General features: G+C 38.4%; 20 protein-coding genes. 13 read left to right on the forward strand and 7 right to left on the reverse strand.

Annotation, left to right across the window (positions count from 1 at the left end; translation table 11 throughout):
* Nucleotides 1-61: 61 nt before the first annotated feature.
* The 7 genes from J0N78_RS20240 (at nt 62) to J0N78_RS20270 (ending at nt 7,525) form a co-directional block, all read left to right on the forward strand.
* Nucleotides 62-958 carry a class II glutamine amidotransferase domain-containing protein gene (locus J0N78_RS20240; RefSeq protein ID WP_209124939.1) on the forward strand — a complete coding sequence of 299 codons (897 nt, stop codon included), beginning with the start codon at nt 62-64 and terminating at the stop codon, nt 956-958.
* Nucleotides 946-1,653 carry a GltB/FmdC/FwdC-like GXGXG domain-containing protein gene (locus J0N78_RS20245; RefSeq protein WP_209124940.1) on the forward strand — a complete coding sequence of 236 codons (708 nt, stop codon included), beginning with the start codon at nt 946-948 and terminating at the stop codon, nt 1,651-1,653. The genes J0N78_RS20240 and J0N78_RS20245 overlap by 13 nt, the downstream gene beginning before the upstream one ends.
* Nucleotides 1,635-2,996 (forward strand): FMN-binding glutamate synthase family protein, encoded by a 1,362-nt coding sequence (locus tag J0N78_RS20250; protein ID WP_209124941.1) that lies wholly within the window; start codon nt 1,635-1,637, stop codon nt 2,994-2,996. Before J0N78_RS20245 ends, J0N78_RS20250 begins: the two co-directional genes overlap by 19 nt.
* Before the next feature lie 84 nt (nt 2,997-3,080).
* Nucleotides 3,081-4,424 (forward strand): type III glutamate--ammonia ligase, encoded by a 1,344-nt coding sequence (glnT, locus tag J0N78_RS20255; protein WP_209124942.1) that lies wholly within the window; start codon nt 3,081-3,083, stop codon nt 4,422-4,424.
* A gap of 117 nt (nt 4,425-4,541) precedes the next feature.
* The gene (gene solA / locus J0N78_RS20260; protein WP_209124943.1) at nt 4,542-5,699 is read left to right on the forward strand and encodes an N-methyl-L-tryptophan oxidase; all 1,158 of its coding nucleotides are present in this window, start codon (nt 4,542-4,544) and stop codon (nt 5,697-5,699) included.
* A 37-nt stretch (nt 5,700-5,736) separates the two neighbouring features.
* The gene (locus J0N78_RS20265) at nt 5,737-6,078 is read left to right on the forward strand and encodes a P-II family nitrogen regulator (RefSeq protein WP_209124944.1); all 342 of its coding nucleotides are present in this window, start codon (nt 5,737-5,739) and stop codon (nt 6,076-6,078) included.
* 76 nt (nt 6,079-6,154) lie between these two features.
* Nucleotides 6,155-7,525, forward strand: a complete 1,371-nt coding sequence (locus J0N78_RS20270; RefSeq protein WP_209124945.1) for an ammonium transporter — start codon at nt 6,155-6,157, stop codon at nt 7,523-7,525.
* A 91-nt stretch (nt 7,526-7,616) separates the two neighbouring features.
* On the opposite strand, the gene J0N78_RS20275 is transcribed toward J0N78_RS20270, so the two are convergent.
* Nucleotides 7,617-8,795, reverse strand: a complete 1,179-nt coding sequence (locus J0N78_RS20275; protein WP_209124946.1) for a GTP-binding protein — start codon at nt 8,793-8,795, stop codon at nt 7,617-7,619.
* A gap of 253 nt (nt 8,796-9,048) precedes the next feature.
* Between J0N78_RS20275 and J0N78_RS20280 the strand changes: the two genes are divergently transcribed.
* A complete protein-coding gene (locus J0N78_RS20280; RefSeq protein ID WP_209124947.1) occupies nt 9,049-9,888 on the forward strand; it encodes an SDR family oxidoreductase in 840 nt (279 codons plus the stop codon).
* Here J0N78_RS20280 and J0N78_RS20285 read toward each other — a convergent pair.
* On the reverse strand, nt 9,885-10,370 hold the full coding sequence (locus J0N78_RS20285; protein WP_247747450.1) for a DUF456 domain-containing protein: 486 nt from the start codon (nt 10,368-10,370) through the stop codon (nt 9,885-9,887). The genes J0N78_RS20280 and J0N78_RS20285 overlap by 4 nt on opposite strands.
* Nucleotides 10,371-10,496: 126 nt before the next feature.
* Nucleotides 10,497-10,862, reverse strand: a complete 366-nt coding sequence (locus tag J0N78_RS20290; protein WP_209124948.1) for a hypothetical protein — start codon at nt 10,860-10,862, stop codon at nt 10,497-10,499.
* 238 nt (nt 10,863-11,100) lie between these two features.
* On the opposite strand from J0N78_RS20290, the gene J0N78_RS20295 reads away from it, so the two are divergent.
* From J0N78_RS20295 to J0N78_RS20310, 4 genes are all read left to right on the forward strand, one after another.
* On the forward strand, nt 11,101-11,787 hold the full coding sequence (locus tag J0N78_RS20295; RefSeq protein ID WP_209124949.1) for a response regulator transcription factor: 687 nt from the start codon (nt 11,101-11,103) through the stop codon (nt 11,785-11,787).
* Nucleotides 11,768-13,186, forward strand: coding sequence for a sensor histidine kinase (locus J0N78_RS20300; RefSeq protein ID WP_307794985.1), 1,419 nt, complete (start codon nt 11,768-11,770; stop codon nt 13,184-13,186). Before J0N78_RS20295 ends, J0N78_RS20300 begins: the two co-directional genes overlap by 20 nt.
* A gap of 205 nt (nt 13,187-13,391) precedes the next feature.
* On the forward strand, nt 13,392-14,021 hold the full coding sequence (locus J0N78_RS20305; protein ID WP_209124950.1) for a transporter: 630 nt from the start codon (nt 13,392-13,394) through the stop codon (nt 14,019-14,021).
* Nucleotides 14,022-14,246: 225 nt separating this feature from the next.
* A complete protein-coding gene (locus J0N78_RS20310) occupies nt 14,247-14,504 on the forward strand; it encodes a nitroreductase family protein (protein WP_247747451.1) in 258 nt (85 codons plus the stop codon).
* A gap of 103 nt (nt 14,505-14,607) precedes the next feature.
* Here the strand turns inward: J0N78_RS20310 and J0N78_RS20315 are convergent, their stop codons facing one another.
* Nucleotides 14,608-15,564, reverse strand: a complete 957-nt coding sequence (locus J0N78_RS20315) for a calcium/sodium antiporter (protein ID WP_209124952.1) — start codon at nt 15,562-15,564, stop codon at nt 14,608-14,610.
* Between the two features lie 232 nt (nt 15,565-15,796).
* On the opposite strand from J0N78_RS20315, the gene J0N78_RS20320 reads away from it, so the two are divergent.
* On the forward strand, nt 15,797-16,189 hold the full coding sequence (locus tag J0N78_RS20320; protein ID WP_209124953.1) for a rhodanese-like domain-containing protein: 393 nt from the start codon (nt 15,797-15,799) through the stop codon (nt 16,187-16,189).
* Nucleotides 16,190-16,357: 168 nt separating this feature from the next.
* Here the strand turns inward: J0N78_RS20320 and J0N78_RS20325 are convergent, their stop codons facing one another.
* The 3 genes from J0N78_RS20325 to J0N78_RS20335 form a co-directional block, all read right to left on the reverse strand.
* Complete coding sequence (locus tag J0N78_RS20325) at nt 16,358-16,714, reverse strand: DUF779 domain-containing protein (RefSeq protein ID WP_209124954.1); 357 nt, start codon at nt 16,712-16,714, stop codon at nt 16,358-16,360.
* Between the two features lie 17 nt (nt 16,715-16,731).
* Entirely contained in the window at nt 16,732-18,252 is a 1,521-nt protein-coding gene (adh, locus tag J0N78_RS20330) for an aldehyde dehydrogenase (RefSeq protein ID WP_209124955.1), read from the reverse strand.
* 309 nt (nt 18,253-18,561) lie between these two features.
* Complete coding sequence (locus J0N78_RS20335; protein WP_209124956.1) at nt 18,562-18,801, reverse strand: hypothetical protein; 240 nt, start codon at nt 18,799-18,801, stop codon at nt 18,562-18,564.
* Nucleotides 18,802-18,827: the final 26 nt, after the last annotated feature.

The following is an 18,827-nucleotide window of genomic DNA, read 5'->3' on the forward strand; positions in this document are numbered from 1 at the left end:
GCCTTTTTTATGAGAAAAAATTATGCGAATATTAAGACAACAAAGATAAGGAGGTATTGTTATGTGTGGGATAGGTGGAATTATTTATAAAAATGACATTCACAAAAAGAAAACAGGAGAGGTCATCCTCAAGATGTTAGATAGTTTATACAGAAGGGGTCCAGATTCAACTGGAGTAGCATTACTTCATCCAAAGGAAGAAAACAAATTGTATGTTGACATAAATTACGAAAAGCCTGGAAACGGTCAAAAGATCATCGCCTATTTAGAAGAAGTAGCTGAAATCGAGAAGGTCACAGACCACAAAAATTACATTCGTGCAAAAATTAAATATGAAGGCAATGAAACGATTTTAGTAGCTTCTATTAATCAAATTGACAAAGATGTTTCTGTTGCTAACATCGGTGAGCATATTGAAGTTTTAAAGCACTTAGGAGGGGCTGGACATTTAGAAACAGAGTTTCAACTCTCAACGTACGATGGACAACTAGCCATAGGACATACGAGAATGGCGACTGAGAGTAAAGTAGATATATCCCATTCTCAACCTCTTTGTTCTCATGCAGGCAAAGATATTACGATCATCCATAACGGTCACGTAACGAACTATATTAAGTTGAGAAGCTACTTCGAGAAAAAAGGGTATTTATTCAATACTGGCAATGACTCTGAAGTAATTGCAGTTTATCTCGTAGATAAAATGAATTACGGCCTAACTTTAAAAGAAGCAATGGAGACTTCTCTACAAGAATTAGATGGGTCGTTCAGTTACATTGCTGTAACCCCCGAAGCCGTAGGACTTGCCAAGGAACCGTTTGGGATGAAGCCCATGGTTATCACTGAAACGGATGATTTTATTGCATTTGCATCAGAAAGTTTAGCCATTACAAGTGGATTAGAAGAAGATTTAAATGTATGGGAACCAGGTGCAGAGGAGGTCCTATTATGGAATCTATAAAAACAAATATGGTCATTGATTGCGCTGAAACACCTCTTACGCTCTTAAATCAGACAATCCGTAAAGCAGCAGATGAAAAAATAGAGAAAGTAACGATCAACAACCCAAAAGCAAAACATAATCTCGGTGTTCGAATCACACGACCTATTCATATTGAATATAACGGCGACGTTGGCTATTACGCCTTGAGCCTTTGCGATCATATCACTGCAAAGGTAAATGGAAATGCAGGCTGGGCCATTGGTGAAAATTTAATGAGTGGTGAAATTATCGTTGAAGGGAACACTGCCTCTGCCTGTGCAGCATCGATGCGTGGAGGAACAATTGTCGTTAAAGGAAGTGTAGGAGCTCGTGCTGGTATTGGATTAAAAGGAGGAACGCTCATTGTCGGTGGAGGCGTCGGGTATATGACTGGGTTTATGATGCAAAAAGGAACGATGATTATTTGTGGAGATGCTGGAAAGGCCCTGGGAGACTCGATGTATGACGGGGTGATCTATGTCGGTGGTGAAATTGCAGAGCTTGGTAATGGAACGGAAATCGTTGAGTTACCTCCACAAGAATATGAATCGATTAAACAGACGCTCGACTCTTATGGAATTACCTCACCACCTTCATTCAAGAAAATTGTTTGTAATGGCATGCTTCATAATTTTAATAAAAAGGAGTTTGGCGTATGGAAAGAAATCTTATAAGAAAAAGCAAAGTATGGAGTCCAGAGAAGATTGAAGATATTCAAGAAAAAGCCGAATTAGGCCGCTACCGAATTCGGGGGCAAGCGACGAAACGCTTTGATTTACCATCGTTCGATGACCTCGTATTTACACCCGCCGGATTATCACGGGTTGCACTCGAAGGATATCGTGAAAAGTGCGAGACAAAGGTCGTCATCGGAGAAGGCCGTGTCAAACGACCATTAGTACTCGATACCCCCATTATGGTAGCTGGAATGAGCTTTGGAGCGATTAATGCAAATGCGAAACAGGCTCTCGGGATTGCTGCTACACGTTGTGGAATTAGTACCTGTACAGGTGACGGTGGAATGCACCCGATCGAACGGGAGTCTTCAGAAAAACTAGTCTATCAACTCTTGCCAAGCCGTTATGGATTAAATCCATACGATTTAAAGAAAGCCGATGCGATTGAAATCGTCGTAAGTCAAGGAGCAAAACCAGGTACAGGTGGAACATTACTAGGCCAAAAAGTTTCTGAAGAAGTAGCAAATATGCGAGATCTTCCAGTCGGTGTTGACCAAAGAAGTCCTTGTCGTCATCCCGATTGGATGGGACCTGATGATCTCGGTGTCAAGATCGAACAAATTCGTGAAGCGACGGATTATGAAGTACCAATTTTTATCAAAGTTGGAGCAGGTCGTGTCTATGACGATACGAAACTAGCAGCAAAAGCAGGTGCTGATGCAATCGTTATTGACGGGATGGAAGGTGGGACGGCGGCCTCACCTGAAATTCAATTAGACCATACGGGGATCCCTACCGTTGCCGCAGTTGTTGAAGCGACAGATGCTCTCTATGAAATTGGAATGAAAGATGAAATCAAACTAATCATTGGTGGCGGTATTAGTAACGGTGCCGATGCGGCAAAAGCAATTGCACTTGGTGCTGACGTCGTCTATATTGGTTCAGCCTTTTTAATTGCTCTCAACTGTAACAAAGCCATTTATGTAGAAGATTATCAAGCCCTTGGGACTGAACCATCAGCATGTCACCACTGTCATACTGGAAAATGTCCAGTCGGGATCGCTACACAAGATCCCGAATTAATGAAACGACTCGATCCATTAGAAGCTGCTGACCGAGTAATGAATTATATTAATTCGATTACGATGGAAATCCAAATTTTCGCCCGTTCATGTGGAAAGAGTAAAGTCCATGACCTCGACCCTACAGATTTACGTTCATTAACTCTCAATTCATCTCTAATTACTGGTGTTCCTCTCGTAGGAATGGGTGGACGTCGTTCCTACTATTCAAAATATGACCATGCGACCGACTTAAAAGAAATTCTTTCTAAAATTTAAACGAAGAGACTACACATCCATTGTAAACAAACATCCCTTGCTCTTTTTAAGTAGTAAAAATTTTAAAGATGGAAGGTGAATTCATTGATAGGAATAGCTGAGAGTAATTCTGGAGTAATGGAGAAAACGATCGAGAAATTTAATACGAAACAGATTGAGTTTCTGTTAGCTTCTTTTTCAGATTTAAATGGTACGCTTCGAGCCAAATTAGTACCAGCAAATCGGTTGGCATCCGTTTGCGAAAGTGGTGCAGGCTTTGCTGGGTTTGCTGTCGGCAGTTTAGGACACGGACCTAGTGACCCTGATATATTATGCATTCCTGATTTACGGTCAATGACCGTTTTACCGTGGCAAAACAATATCGCTTGGTTTGCCGGTACATTAACGGAAGACGGTAGCGCTTGGTCATATTGTCCACGAACGATCCTCTTAAATGTAATGGAGAAAGCGAAAAAACTAGGGTACGAGATGTACACAGGGGTTGAACCTGAATTCTTCTTATTAAAAGAAGACGAGCGTGGAAATATATCAATCTCTGATGATAAAGATGTATGTGCAAAGCCTTGCTATCAACAACAAGCACTGATGCGAAATATTGATTTTTTAAGCACTTTGATTAACTACATGAATGAGTTAGGCTGGTCCGTAACTCAAGCCGATCACGAGGATGCGAATGGACAATTTGAGATTAATTTCGATTTTGCGGATGTTCTAAGTTCCGCGGACCGTCACAGTTTCTTTAAGTATATGGTACGCAGTATGGCTGAAGAACGCAACTTAGTTGCAACGTTTATGCCAAAACCTTTTTCTCATCTAACAGGGAATGGCTGTCATATGCACTTAAGTTTATGGGGAGGCGGGACGAACCTGTTTGAAAATCCTTTTGATCAAAAAGGGAACGGATTATCTCAGCTTGGCTATTATTTTATCGGTGGACTTCTGCGTCATGCAAAAGCAATATCAGCGATCGTTTGTCCGACCGTCAACTCTTATAAGCGAATTACAGCAACAGCAACATCTTCAGGAGCAACATGGGCTCCGAATGACATTGCCTATGGTGGAAATAACCGGACAAAATTAATCCGAATTCCAGATAGTGGAAGAATCGAATTTCGGGCTATGGATGGGGCTTGTAATCCGTACTTAGCAGCAGCTGTTATCTTAGCAGCAGGGTTAGATGGGATTGAAAAAGAAATCGACCCAGAAAATCCATCTGGAGGAATGACAAGCTCCTCAAACAACAATGATTATAAATTACCTACAACACTAAAGGAAGCAATAACAGCTTTAGAAGAGGATGAAGTTATCATATCTGCTTTAGGTGAAAGCTTTATGAATACTTATATCATCCGAAAAAAAGAAGAATGGGCAGAGTACCATGACTACATCAGTCAATGGGAAATCGATAAGTATTTAAAAGGAAATTAATAAGCTCGAACTGCCACTCTGCAGTTCGACTCACACATTTTACATTAATTAATAGAAGAAACAAACGATGTACAAAAATCAAAATAAACTTATGGGGGTATAAGAAGGGGGTCTAATATGATAATCGAAAAGGATTATGATGTGATCGTTGTTGGCGGAGGTTCGATGGGAACAGCAGCGAGTTATTTTTTAGCCAAACAGAATTTACGCGTTCTTTTAATCGATCAACATACCATTCCAAATGAATATAGTAGTCATCATGGTCAAACTAGGATGCTTCGATTTGGTTACGGTCAAGGCGAGAAGTATGTTTCGTTAGTCAAAAGTGCGTATCAATTATGGAAGGAGTTAGAAGAGAAAACAAATAAAAAACTATATTATCAGACAGGTGCCTTAATGGTGGGGAAACCAAATTCAACGTTCGTTGAAGAAACGCTCAAAAGCTCGATAAATAACGATTTACCGTACGAGAGCTTATCAGCCAAAGAAATTATGGAACGCTGGCCTGGCATTACGATCCCAACTGATTACATCGGTTCGTTTGATCCATTGGCTGGTTTCCTATTAAGTAAAGAATGTATCGCCACATATAAAGAACAAGCCGTTCTGCTAGGTGTAACTGTTCTTGAAGAAGAAGAAGTGACGTCTATTGATATGGCAGAGGAACAAATTACGATTCTTACAGCAAACGGAAACTATGTATCTCCAAAACTAGTCGTCACAGCAGGGGTCTGGATCCCTAAATTACTTGTTAATACTCCACTATCGATAGATGTTTTACGAAAGCCTGTTGGATGGTTTACACCAACGATAGAAGGTCTTTATGATATGGGGCAATTTCCAGCAGTAGTCTTTGACTCTGACATTGGACATTACTATGGCTTTCCAAATTTCGAAGGTACTGGGTATAAAGTAGGCAGGCACGATACAGGACAACCATGCGATCCAAACTTAGTCGATCGAACATTTGGCGCTTATAAGGAAGACGAAGGTGACCTCCGTTCTTTTCTTGAAATGTACTTACCTCAAGCTGCAGGGGAATTAGCGCATGGAGGAGTTTGTATGTATTCACTTACTCCAGACAGCGATTTTATTATTGATTTTCATCCACAATTCGCAAATGTCGTAATTGCTGGAGGCTTTTCAGGGCATGGTTTCAAGTTTGCTAGTGTCGTAGGGTCAATATTGTCCGATTTAATGGTGTATGGCGAAACACCACATGATATTTCCTCTTTCAATATACAACGTTTTAAAAAGATCGGGGTAAAGAGCTAATAAACTAGCTAAAATTTTAAAAGTAGGAGTGAATCAGGTGAAGAAAATTGAAGCCATCATCCGTCCGGAAAACTTTCAAAAATTAAGAGAAGAGATCGAAAAATTTGGAGTGAAAGGTCTAACCGTATCTGAAGTAGGGGGGTGTGGTGTTCAAAAAGGAAAACAGGGACTATTTCGGGGGAATACTTTTGAAATTACATTATTACCGAAAGTAAAAGTTGAAATTGTGACTGATGTTGAAAGTGTCGATTCTCTAGTGACTATTATTAAGAAGACATGTACGACAGGCGAAGTAGGAGATGGAAAAATATTCATTTATCCGATTGAAGAAGTAATTCGCATTCGTACTGGCCAACGAGGAACCGAAGCGATTGTATAAGGAAAAATAAATAAAACGAGGCACATCAGAAAATCAGGAGAGATTCCTTAAAAAAATTTGGATAGGAGATGATCAAATGAAAACGAAAATTGGTATGCTACTTTTCCTGTTTATGATGGTGGGGTCTGTCGTATTTGCAGAAGACGGTTCAGGTGGAGTATCACTCGACACAACATGGATTATCGTTGCGACGATTATTGTCTTTTTAATGCACGGTGGCTTTGCAATGTTAGAAATCGGCTTTACGAGGTCCAAGAATGCCCTTAGTATTTTAATGAAAAATTTCTTAACGATTTCGTTAGGAACGATTCTTTATTTAATTGCAGGATATGCGATAATGTTTGGGACATCTGCAGGAGGGTTTATCGGTACTGATGGTTTTTTCTTATATGGCTATGATAGCGATATGGCCTTCTTCGTCTTCCAAGCAGTGTTTGCTGCAACATGTGCAACGATTATTTCTGGGGCAGTAGCAGAAAGAATTCGGCTTTCTAGTTATTTAATTATTACTACAGCAATGGTGATTTTCATTTATCCGGTCGTCGGTCATTGGACATGGGGTGGGGGCTGGCTCACAGAATTAGGGTTTATCGACTTTGCAGGCTCAACCGTTCTACACTTAACCGGAGCGATTGGGGCATTAGTAGCCGCAGCATTTCTCGGTGGTCGAATTGGTAAATATACGAAAGGTAAAGTGAATGCTATTCCAGCTCATAACATTCCACTCGGGGCACTTGGTGTGTTCATTCTTTGGTGGGGCTGGTTCGGGTTTAACGGTGGTAGTGTACTCGCAGCTGATCCTGAACTAGTTCCAATCGTCATTACAAATACGTTACTTGCTGCATCTGCAGGTGTTCTTGGTGCTGGCTGGTATTCAATGATGCGCTATAAGCGAGTTGATGCAACATTAACCTTAAATGGTGCGTTAGCAGGGTTAGTCGGTATTACTGCTGGAGCTGACTCGATGTCACTCATCAGCGCAATTATCGTCGGGTTTTTCTCAGGCATTATTTTAATTGAAGGTGTTAACTTTATCGATCGGTTTCTTAAGGTGGATGATCCTGTTGGTGCTGTTGCGGTCCATGGTATTTGCGGAATTTGGGGAACATTAGCGATTGGTTTATTCTCTTATGACGTTGGATTATTTAATGGTGGTGGGGTCACTCAATTATCCATTCAATCCATTGGTGTTATCGCAGTACTACTTTGGGTCGGTGTCACAAGTGCCGCTGTTGTCGGTATCATCAAGCTATTTGGACCAATCCGTGTACCACGTGAAGTTGAAATTGAAGGTCTTGATATTACAGAGCACGGCGGAAAAGCCTACGACTTCCATGGTGAACTCGGAAACAGTAGTGTTTCCACTTCTAGTGAGGATGTCGGCTCTGCCTTTGGATTGGCCAATCGATTAAACAATTTAGGAAAAAGTAAAACGGATAGTGCTTAATCATTAAAAATAATAAACAAGAAGCTGGTTCATAATCATGAATCAGCTTCTTATGTTAATACGAAATGTATTGTAGATTCAGTAGCTAATCTTAAGCCTCTACAAAACCCGGTATTGGATCCTTAAACGTAGTCCAATCCATCTCCATTTCTTTATCGGTTAATAAACATTCATCAAGAGAAGCTTCAACCTCAGTATGGTTCATGTCAATACCAATTAAAACAAGTTCTGTCATTCGATCTCCGAAGACAGGGTCCCATCTTTCAAGTAATTCAGGTTCTTCTTGAAGAGTTTTCTGTTTCTCATCCTCAGCATATGCGGCTACCCATTCACCAGCGCCTTGTATCGTTACAGCTGAACCTGCTTGTGAGACAAGACCTGCCATGTCATTTCTTGAAGCTAGCCAGAAAAACCCTTTGGCTCTTACAACATCTACAGGCCAATTTTCAAGCCAATTCATTAATCGTTCTGGGTGAAATGGTCGCCGTCTTCGATAAACGAACGAAGTTACCCCGTACTCCTCAGTCTCAGGAGTATGCTCCTCGTTCAATTCTTTAATCCACCCAGGAGATTGACTTGATTTTTCGAAATCAAACAGTTTTGTATTTAAAATTTCGGAAAGCGCTACCTTTGAATGTGAAGTAGGAATAATCTTTGCATCTGCATTCATTTTTCGTAAGAATGCCATTAACTCTTGCGTATCACTTTCTTCTAATAAATCTGTTTTATTTAATATGATCACATTAGCAAATTCCATCTGATCAATGAGTAAATCAGCAATGTCACGAGTATCCGTTTCGTCTGTACCTTGTTTACGGTCTAGTAATGTTTCGCCTGAAGCATAATCCTCCCAAAAACGGTTTGCATCGACAACAGTAACCATCGTATCAAGTCGACATTTTGATGTTAAGTCAATGTCCATTTCTTCATCTAAGTAAGTGAATGTTTGTGCAACAGGGATCGGTTCACTAATTCCTGAAGACTCAATAACGATGTAGTCGATTCCACCTGCATCTACTAATTGTTCGACTTCTTTCATCAAATCTTCACGCAACGTACAGCAAATACAGCCATTTTGCATCTCGACCAGCTTTTCTTCTGTACGAACGAATCCACCGTCATTAACTAGTTTCGCATCCACATTTACGTCACTCATATCATTGACGATCACAGCGACCTTCAAGCCTTCACGATTTGAAAGAATATGATTTAATAATGTTGTCTTTCCCGCTCCTAAATAACCACTTAATACTGTTACAGGTATTCTCATTTATAATAATCCTCCTATAAGCTATCGATGATGTAGGGATGTAGCTCCGCTTTTTAAACGTAATAATTACGTTTTATAGTCTACCGCAACGAACTATTATTGTAAATAGTATTTATTACGTTTTATAATCAGTCGGATCTAGTTTGATGAAAATGTAATCATAATCGTAGCAAACGACTTATGATATCAATCGAGGGAAAATGTATAATTGATATAGAATAAGTTGAAAGAATGCATGTAAGGAGTAAAGAAAATGGATAAAGAAATTGTTTTAATTACAGGTACGAACAGTGGCTTTGGCTACTTAGCGACGATAGAGCTCGCCTCAAAAGGGTATTTTGTTATCGCAACAATGCGCGATGTGTCAAAAAAGCAAGATCTATTAAAGGAGGCAAAGCAAAGAAAGCTAACCGAATTGATTGAGGTATTTCCATTAGACGTAACGAACGAGCAACAAATAGAAGATGTTAAACAACATATGAAAGAACGCTATGGCAGAATTGACATCCTAATTAATAATGCTGGATATAGTGTTGGTGGGATGACCGAGCTGCTAGAAGTTGAAGAGTGGAAGAAGCAGTTTGAAACGAATCTTTTTGGTGTAATCGCTGTTACAAAAGCATTCCTACCGATGATGCGAGAAAAACGGAAAGGAAAGATTATAAATATCGGAAGTATTAGCGGGCGCGTTGGCTTCCCTGGTTTGGGTCCATATGTGTCTTCAAAATTCGCACTTGCTGGCTATAGTGAGTCACTGCGACTAGAATTACTTCCTTTTAATATATCTGTCAGTTTGTTAGAACCAGGCTCTTATAAGACCGACATTTGGGAGAAAGCACTAGGAAAAATGAACCTAGCAACAGTAAGCGAATATGACATATACATGAAAAAAATTTACGCAGAAGCGAAACGCTCAGGCGAACAAGCCGCCGATCCAAATGAAGTCGTCCAAGTCATTTTAAACATATGTAAGTCGAACAAACCAAAATTTCGTTATCCGATTGGAAAAGGGATCCGCTCGATTATTTTTATAAAAAATATCCTCCCTTGGTCATTCATTGAATCGCTCGTTCAGCGGAAAATGAGCACCTAACTAAGAAACACATCTAATAAGAAGACGACAATCATAACGAGTTGAAAAAGTGATTTTGCAAACGTTCCGCTTAAAAAGGCGATTAACGTGCCAAGAGCTACTTTCAAAGCGTCCCCAAACGTTTTTCGTTGGGCGAGTTCAGTAACGAGAACAAGGATAAACGGCACGATCAATATTCCGAACGGAGGGAATATAAAACAACCGACGATAACTCCTACTGTAGCCGCACGGATACCCCATTTTGACCCGCCAGAGCGTTGAACGAAGTAAAGGTTGGCCAAATAATCGGTTAAAAATAACACGAGGGTTAATACGATAAATGTACCCCAAGTCCACCATGAAACAGCTGCAGCAGATACGAAAAAATAATATAAAATGGCACCTAACCAAATCAATACAACAGATGGAATGATTGGATAAATAAGACCTACAAAGCTCATAACAAAACACGCAATTATGATTATCCATAATAAAATATCCAAGAGATCACCTCAGATTGATTTTATCTAAAACAAGCTTGATTTACAATTCTGGTTATTTTAAACGTAACAACAACCACAAAGAATAAAACCAAAAATAGCTTTTTAGCCATTCCTGGTTTTATTCCCTTAATCGATATCTTGGATCCATCTATGTTTAGTATTCAACAACGATTGAATACAACGATGCGACTTTTCCCTGTTTTGAAAATACTCCAGTAATTGCTCTTGAAGTACAGGAACAACCGACATCGATTGAGAAGACAAGGCTTCTCGCATATCTTCATACATCGTCTGATAAAAATCAATATCCGATTTCTGATCGCCGCAAGCGCATTTGCCAGCACAAAGGTGTTCTTTAAGATGAACATAAGATGCCTCGAGCTCATTCTTAACTTTAGTCATCAACTCATTTGTCCAATATTCATGTGTTAACAATTCTAAAACGTGTAACGCATGATCGTGAGCCAACTTACCAGTATTTATAACGGCCATTGCTGTACCTCCTTTTTTATAAATTGATATCGAAACTGTATAAATAATCATTCCGATAACTAATTATAATTATATGAATTTTCTGATTAATTTTCAAGTCCTTTAAGTAATTTGTTATATTCTGTTAAGCAATATTGATGAATGTTACGAACTGACTTCTCCTTGACACATTCAAAGTGTAAACTTAATAAAAAGCGTATTTTTGACCTGTTGAAAATAGATGAAAGGAAGAAGCACATTGGAAACGATCCTAGTCGTTGAGGATGAACTTGCGATAAGTCAAGTTCTAAAAGTATATTTAATGAAAGAAGAATATCATGTTGTACAAGCATACGATGGGGTCGAGGCCGTAAATCTTTTTAATGTGTCACAACCATCCCTTGTCATCTTGGATGTGATGCTTCCTGGCCAAGATGGTTGGAACGTCTTAGAGAAGATTCGTAAAAAAAGTGATTGCCCTGTCATTATGTTAACAGCACTCGATGATGTAAACTATCGTTTAAATGGCTTTAACAGTGGGGCAGACGATTATATAACAAAACCATTTATAGCAGATGAAGTCGTTGCCCGAGTAAAAGCTGTCCTAAAAAGGACAGGAAAAAGGGAACAAAATGATTTTAAAGTGTTTGGTCATTTGAAAGTGGACATAAAAGCTCACAGAATTAGTGTTAATGGTCAAGAAATTTTACTAACTCCACGTGACTTATCTTTATTGTTATTTTTAATTGAGCATCCGAATCAAACTTTTACAAGAGAACAATTAATCGAAAGGGTTTGGGGATTGGATTACGATGGAAGTGACCGTGCCGTCGACTTAGCCATAAAAAGATTGAGAAAATCGCTTAGTGAATGGCCAAAGTCAGAAGGAGAAATTAAAACACTTCGAGGATTGGGGTATCAATTTAGTGTTTACATACAGAAATAAACGGATGACTTTACTCAGGTATTGGACAACACGTTATGTGATTACGCTATGTATTGGATTGTTAATTATTGCGATAGTTTCCGTTTGGTGGATTAGACAAACTACGATTGAACACCGCTTAAATTTAACGATTTTTATGGCTGAAGAGCTAGCTGACAGAATTGTTAGTATAACGGAAGGAAGGCCTATCACGAGAGAAAAAGCTCCTGGTCTACTGCAAGAAAGGAGGATGGAGCACCGAATATTAATCGTTGATACGAATGGTGTTGTTTTATCTGACAACCGTCTAGTACTGATAAGAGGGAGAGCAACTATACCACTTGAGCTTTTAGAAAGCAATAAACAAGTCGAGCGAATTCAATTAGACACAGAAAATCCCGTTCGTTACTACATGGTCAAAGCACCGATTGAAACGAGTGATTTACAATTAGGGTGGGTCGTAATCCTCCAACCTGAACAGGAAGTTGTACAAATTGACCAAGAATACAGACTGCTTGCAATCATGCTTGTTAGTCTTGCTTTACTCGGGTGGGTTGCGGTTTATTTTGTTTCACGTAAGCTTTCACACCCTATTCAACATGTTGCTCAAGCCGCCCAGCAAGTTCAACAAGGAAATTACGATATTGATCTGCCTGAAAATATAAAAGAACAAGAAGTATTCGAGCTCGTTCATTCATTTAAGGAAATGGCAGAACGGCTCCAACAGTTAGAAGCGATGCGGACTGAGCTGTTAGCTGGCGTCACTCACGAACTTAAAACACCTGTCACATCGATAAGCGGCTTACTTCAAGCAGTAAAAGATGACGTTGTAAAAGGAGAAGAAGCAAAGGAGTTTCTCGAAATCTCTTTAAAAGAAACGTCGAGATTACAAAAAATGGTCGCTGATTTATTAGCATTTAATTCTTTTGCAGCTAATAAAGTTCCAATGACAAAAGAAGACCATTCCATAAATGAACTTATTTCTGAAATCATCCATGCGTGGAGTGCGATACAAAATGACCAGTCCATTTCTTTACAATTAACATTACTTGAAAAAGACCGGATCGTGTCTGTTGATCCGATGCGGTTACAACAAATCATTGAAAACGTCTTAAATAATGCCAAGCAATCAATTGAAGACAAAGGAACGATCGCTGTTTCTTTATTTTATCGTCTAGAAACCAAGCAAATTGAAATTACTTTAAAAGATAGTGGTATTGGAATTCCAAAAGAGGAACAATATCTTATTTTCGAACGATTTTATCGCGGTGAAAATAAAAAATATAAAGTTCGCGGGTTAGGACTCGGCTTACCTTTTAGTAAAATGATAGCGAATGCTCTTGGTGGAGATTTAACACTCATCGAAAGTTCTACGAAAGGAACGACATTTCGCATAGTTCTACCTGTGAAAAGTAATTAAATCGTTGTCTAAAGTAAGAACGTGTTATTTAGCTCCTTAACCATGCATGTTTAGGAATATAATGCTATAGTATAATTAACTATCTATTCCATTTAGAAAGCTGATTCTGTCTGAATCTTTTTCTTCTAGATAGAGTCTTAGTAGAAAGCATGAATATTTAAAAAAACATCCAGATTATCGACTAAAGGATGTGGATGATTCTCTAATGTTATTCTTCCAACGATTGTATGAAGGTACGATGATTATGTTAGTTGTGCTAACGATAATGACAATATGGACAAACAACCCTTTTAACCAAGTCGTCAATTGGGCTGTATGGGGTATATTTGTTGTTGATTTTTCGTTCCGCTTTACAAAGGCCGAACGAAAATGGGAATTCATCAAACAAAATCCTTTTCTATTGATTGCTGTTATACCGTTAGATCAATTTTTTCAAATGGCTAGGATAGTTCGGGTCGTCTACTTATTCCGAATTAAAACTGTTACAAAATATTACATTCAACCGATTATAGACAAAGCAACCTACCAATCTAAAGTCGTAATTTTAGGATTACTTCTGCTTTTGCTAATTATTAAATCGTTATTTTTGTGGGGAGTAGAAGATAAGGTTATTACTCTTCAAGAAGCATTTATTTTTATCATAAAACACTTAATGTTTTTTGGGCATCGTAGTATCGAAGTGACGCAATTCGGTTCAATCATTATTTTTGTATTAACGACAATCTTAGGTGTAGTGCTTCATGGTATTGCTTTACAGTGGTTTTTTACAAGAGCCGAAGAAATATACAAACATTATAAACACCGTAAAAGCAATGAAAGGCAGGAACATATTTGATCCTCCGTTATCCGACGTTTATTCACTATCTTTGTCTTTTTCTACGCTTCCCCTGGAAATGAGGAAAAGATATAATATGACCTCACCTATTCCAACAACATTTTTATGCATAACGTGTTTACACTTAACCATCTACTTTTAACACTTTCACCGTCCCTATCATATACATGTAAAAATATTTTTGGGCTTAGCAATCCATCGGGGGAGTTCATTAAATGGAATTATTTGAAGCAATTAAAAACGAGAAGAAGTATAGGGATTGTCAAACAAGATCCGATCCCTAAAGAATATATTGAAAAAATTCTCGAAGCTGGAACATTTGCACCCAATCACTTTAGAACAGAACCGTGGCGTTTTTTTGTTCTAACAGGAGAGAGCCGTGAAAAATTAGGTCCATTGTTTGCAGAGATTACAAAAACTAAAACACATGATCCATCAACTCCAGAAATGGCTTATCAAAACTATACAACGTGGATGACGTAATCGTTTTCTTTCCTTTAAGGTGCGACTTTAAGCTAAGGTCACACCTTTTTGTTTGACATTCACCGTTGATGTAATCGGTTTTATGGATCACTTATCAGTTGGATCAATTTCGAATTATAATAAATACAAGGTATAGAATATACGCTGCTGTCATCATTAATCCTTCCGTTTTACCGACTCTATATTCTGTTCTAGAAAAGATGAATAATTCAATCGTAATAATGATCATAACAGTGACATCAAAATAGATTTTCGGGTCTACCGGTAGTGGAGTAATAATCGAAGCTATCCCTAGTACAAATAAAATATTAAAAATAGAACTTCCTACAATATTACCTAATGCTATTTCACTCTGTTTTTTTATGGCTGCTGTTACTGAAATGACGAGTTCAGGCAATGAAGAACCAATCGCTACAATCGTTAAACCAACTAATGTTTCACTCATTCCAAATTGATATGCAATGACTGTGCTATTTTCAACGACTAAGTACCCTCCATATATAATTGCCGCTAGTCCACCGAGAGTCAGTAGAATGTTTTTACCCCAAGAGCGATTCTTATCAGAAAGATCTTCCTCTATCAAATCCTCTCGACTATTTCTAGCCGCCTCAACGACATAATACAAAAAAATAGAAAAAAACAAGAGAAAAATAATTCCATCACTACGAGTAATTACATCAGTATCTGCTCCTTGCAAAAATTGATCACTAATTAGAACGAGTAATGCAATACTGGCTAAAAAAGCTAACGGAATTTCTTTTTTAATAGTTGCACTTTCGACTTTTAGTGGGTAAATAAATGCAGTGACCCCAACTATTAAGGCCATATTTATAATATTACTTCCTACGACATTCCCTGTTGTTACATCTGTGTTACCTTCTAACGCAGCAATAATACTAACCGTTGCTTCTGGTGCACCGGTACCAAACGCAACGATTGTAAGTCCAACTAAAAGGGGGGAAACGCGTAATAAACTTGCGATCGCTGCAGAACCATCTACAAAATAGTCAGCACCTTTAATTAATAGAACAAATCCTACAAGTAATAACAAATAAACCATGAGCTTCTCTCATTCCTTTTATTATCAATAATTGTATAAGTGTTACTGTATAAGGTCTCCATTTCACTGAAATGTATCCACTTTAAGATTAAATTCCAGTCAATTAACAGGATGAATTAGATCAAGGAAAAAATTTATCGCACCTTGTTGACTCTATACCCCTAAAGGTATATTATATATACACACAGATACTTAATGGTGTATAAAAACACAAATGATAGTGAGGTCACATATGAAACAGAAAACGACGTTAACCATTTTATCATTGGTAATCGGAATAGGAGTGTTATTTTTGTTTTTTGGGACAGCGAATGACCAAATTCAAGAAATTACAACGAGTGAACTTGAAACTAAAATGAAAACAGATAAAAATTCGGTATTCATTGATGTCCGCGAAATAGATGAATACGAAGAAGCTCATGTACAGGGGATGACAAATATTCCATTAAGTCGTTTTGAAAATGAATATACACAACTACCAAAAGATCAAGAAATTGTTCTCTTTTGCCGAAGTGGTAATCGAAGTATGCAAGCAGCTAGTTTTCTTTCAGAGCAAGGATATAAGCAGATCACAAATGTAACTGGCGGCATTCTATCTTGGGATGGCCCACTTGTGACAAAGTAAAAAAGAATTCAAATGATCAAAGTGAAGAGGCTTGGTTTTAGAAAAGCTTACAAATGTTAAAGGCGGTATGTCTTCTTAGTCATAGAACTATAGAGGATGACTCAAAAGTAAAGTGTAAGGGCAATGAGCACATACAACCATGAGTCATCCTCTTTTGGTTATAAATACTTAAATTCCTAAATACTGGCATTCTTCAGATGTAAAGACACGGGACCTCGTTAAAAAGCGCTTTCCTTCAGGGCCTTCTATAGAGAACATTCCGCCTCGACCGTCGACTACATCTATAATTAATTGAGTGTGTTTCCAGTACTCATATTGGTCATTAGCGATGTAGAAAGGGCACTCACCAATATAACCTAGTAAAACATCAGAGTTTCCAACTCGAAGTTCGCCGTCAGGATAGCACATCGGCGAGCTTCCATCGCAGCAACCACCAGATTGGTGAAACATAAGGTTACCGTGACGTTTTTTTAATTTTTCAATCAATTCGAGAGTTGCTTGAGTAGCCGTAACACGTTCTACCATAGAAAAACCTCCAAATTTTAAAAGAATCCTAAAGCGTCTTCGCTGTAGCTGACGAGCATATTTTTCGTTTGTTGATAATGACTCAACATCATTTTATGCGTTTCGCGGCCAATTCCAGATTTTTTATACCCTCCAAATGCTGCATGAGCAGGGTAGGCATGATAGCAATTCGTCCACACACGGCCCGCCTGAATATTTCGACCGAAACGATAGGCTGTATTGATGTTACGCGACCATACCCCAGCACCTAATCCATATAGTGTATCATTTGCAATCGCTAACGCTTCGTTAGAATCTTTAAATGTTGTAACTGACACAACAGGTCCGAAGATTTCCTCTTGGAAAATGCGCATCTTGTTATCACCTTTAAAAACAGTTGGTTTAACATAATATCCATTTTTAAGATCACCTTCTAGAATATTACGTTCACCACCAATTAAGCACTCAGCACCTTCTTGCTTTCCTATATCTAAGTAGGAGAGAATCTTCTCTAGCTGTTCTTGGGAAGCTTGTGCACCCATCATTGTTTGAGGATCAAGAGGATTTCCTGTCTTAATCGCTTCAACTCGTTGGAGGACACGTTCCATGAACGGCTCATAAATCGACTCATGAATAAGAGCACGTGAAGGGCATGTACACACTTCACCTTGATTAAGAGCAAACATGACAAAGCCTTCGACTGCTTTATTTAAGAATGCATCATCTTTTTCCATCACATCTGGAAAGAAGATGTTCGGTGATTTACCACCTAATTCGAGAGTAACTGGAATAATATTCTCTGATGCGTATTGCATAATAAGACGACCTGTCGTTGTTTCCCCAGTAAAAGCAATTTTTGCAATGCGCTCACTTGAAGCAAGCGGCTTTCCAGCTTCTACACCAAATCCATTTACAATATTAACGACTCCTTTTGGAAGGAGGTCTGCAATTAATTCCATAAGTACCATGATAGAAACAGGAGTTTGCTCGGCAGGTTTTAAAACAACACAATTTCCAGCTGCAAGAGCAGGAGCGAGCTTCCAAACCGCCATCAAAATCGGGAAGTTCCACGGAATAATTTGGCCAACTACACCTAATGGCTCATGAAAATGATACGCAACCGTGTCGTTATCGACTTGAGAGAGGCTTCCTTCTTGACTACGAATAACCCCTGCAAAATAACGGAAGTGATCAATCGCTAGTGGAAGATCAGCATTCAGCGTTTCACGAACAGCTTTTCCGTTTTCCCACGTTTCAGCTACAGCTAACATTTCTAGAGTTTCTTCCATGCGATCAGCAATTTTATTTAAAATATTAGCTCGTTCTGCAGGTGAAGTAGAACCCCAGCTTGTTTTAGCAGCATGTGCTGCATCAAGAGCTAATTCAATATCTTCAGCTGATGACCGTGCGACTTCACAAAACGCTTCACCCGTAACAGGCGTGATATTCTCAAAATACTCACCATGAACTGGAGCCGTCCATTTACCGTTAATATAATTGTCATAACGCTTTTTAAATGTTACTAGCGAACCTTCTGTGTTTGGTCTTTGATATACCATAGAAGAACCTCCTAAAAAATTGATTTTCCTTCCCTTTAAAGAAGAATACGAGACTATTATTTCTACAAAATGTAAACGCTTCCTTCTAGTAACTATATAATCTTCCAACTTTTCATATTTTCACATAATTTTGTTTATATTTAGAATGAAGTTGACTCTAAAGCAAAGTGAAAGACACCTAACTTCTTAATAAAGATTTCTATTCATAACTAATAGCGAGCCTTTTGGGGTAAAAGTAAGGAAAACAAACTCTTATACGTCACCATCATAAAAAAATGTCGAGGAAAGCTCTCCCGACATTTTCACAATTTATTTTTCATCTTCATCTAATAATTCTTCGTCTGTTTCATATACTAGCTTTTGTTGGCAGGAGATACAGTCATTAAAACATTGGTTAAACTGGAATGGAAAAAGCGTTTGACATACGTTTGTACAGAAATTTGAGCAAATTCCCGTTGTTTGTCCTTTTTCGACTTTATAACGTCCAAGAAATTGTAGATGGATAAACGCGGTTAAGATTCTTTCTAGTTTACCTTTTTTACTTAACATAGTACCACCTCCTTGTGGTAACTTAT

Origin of the sequence: Alkalihalobacillus sp. BA299 (assembly GCF_017745675.1) — a bacterium.
Classification (GTDB): Bacteria; Bacillota; Bacilli; order Bacillales; family Bacillaceae_F; genus Alkalihalobacterium.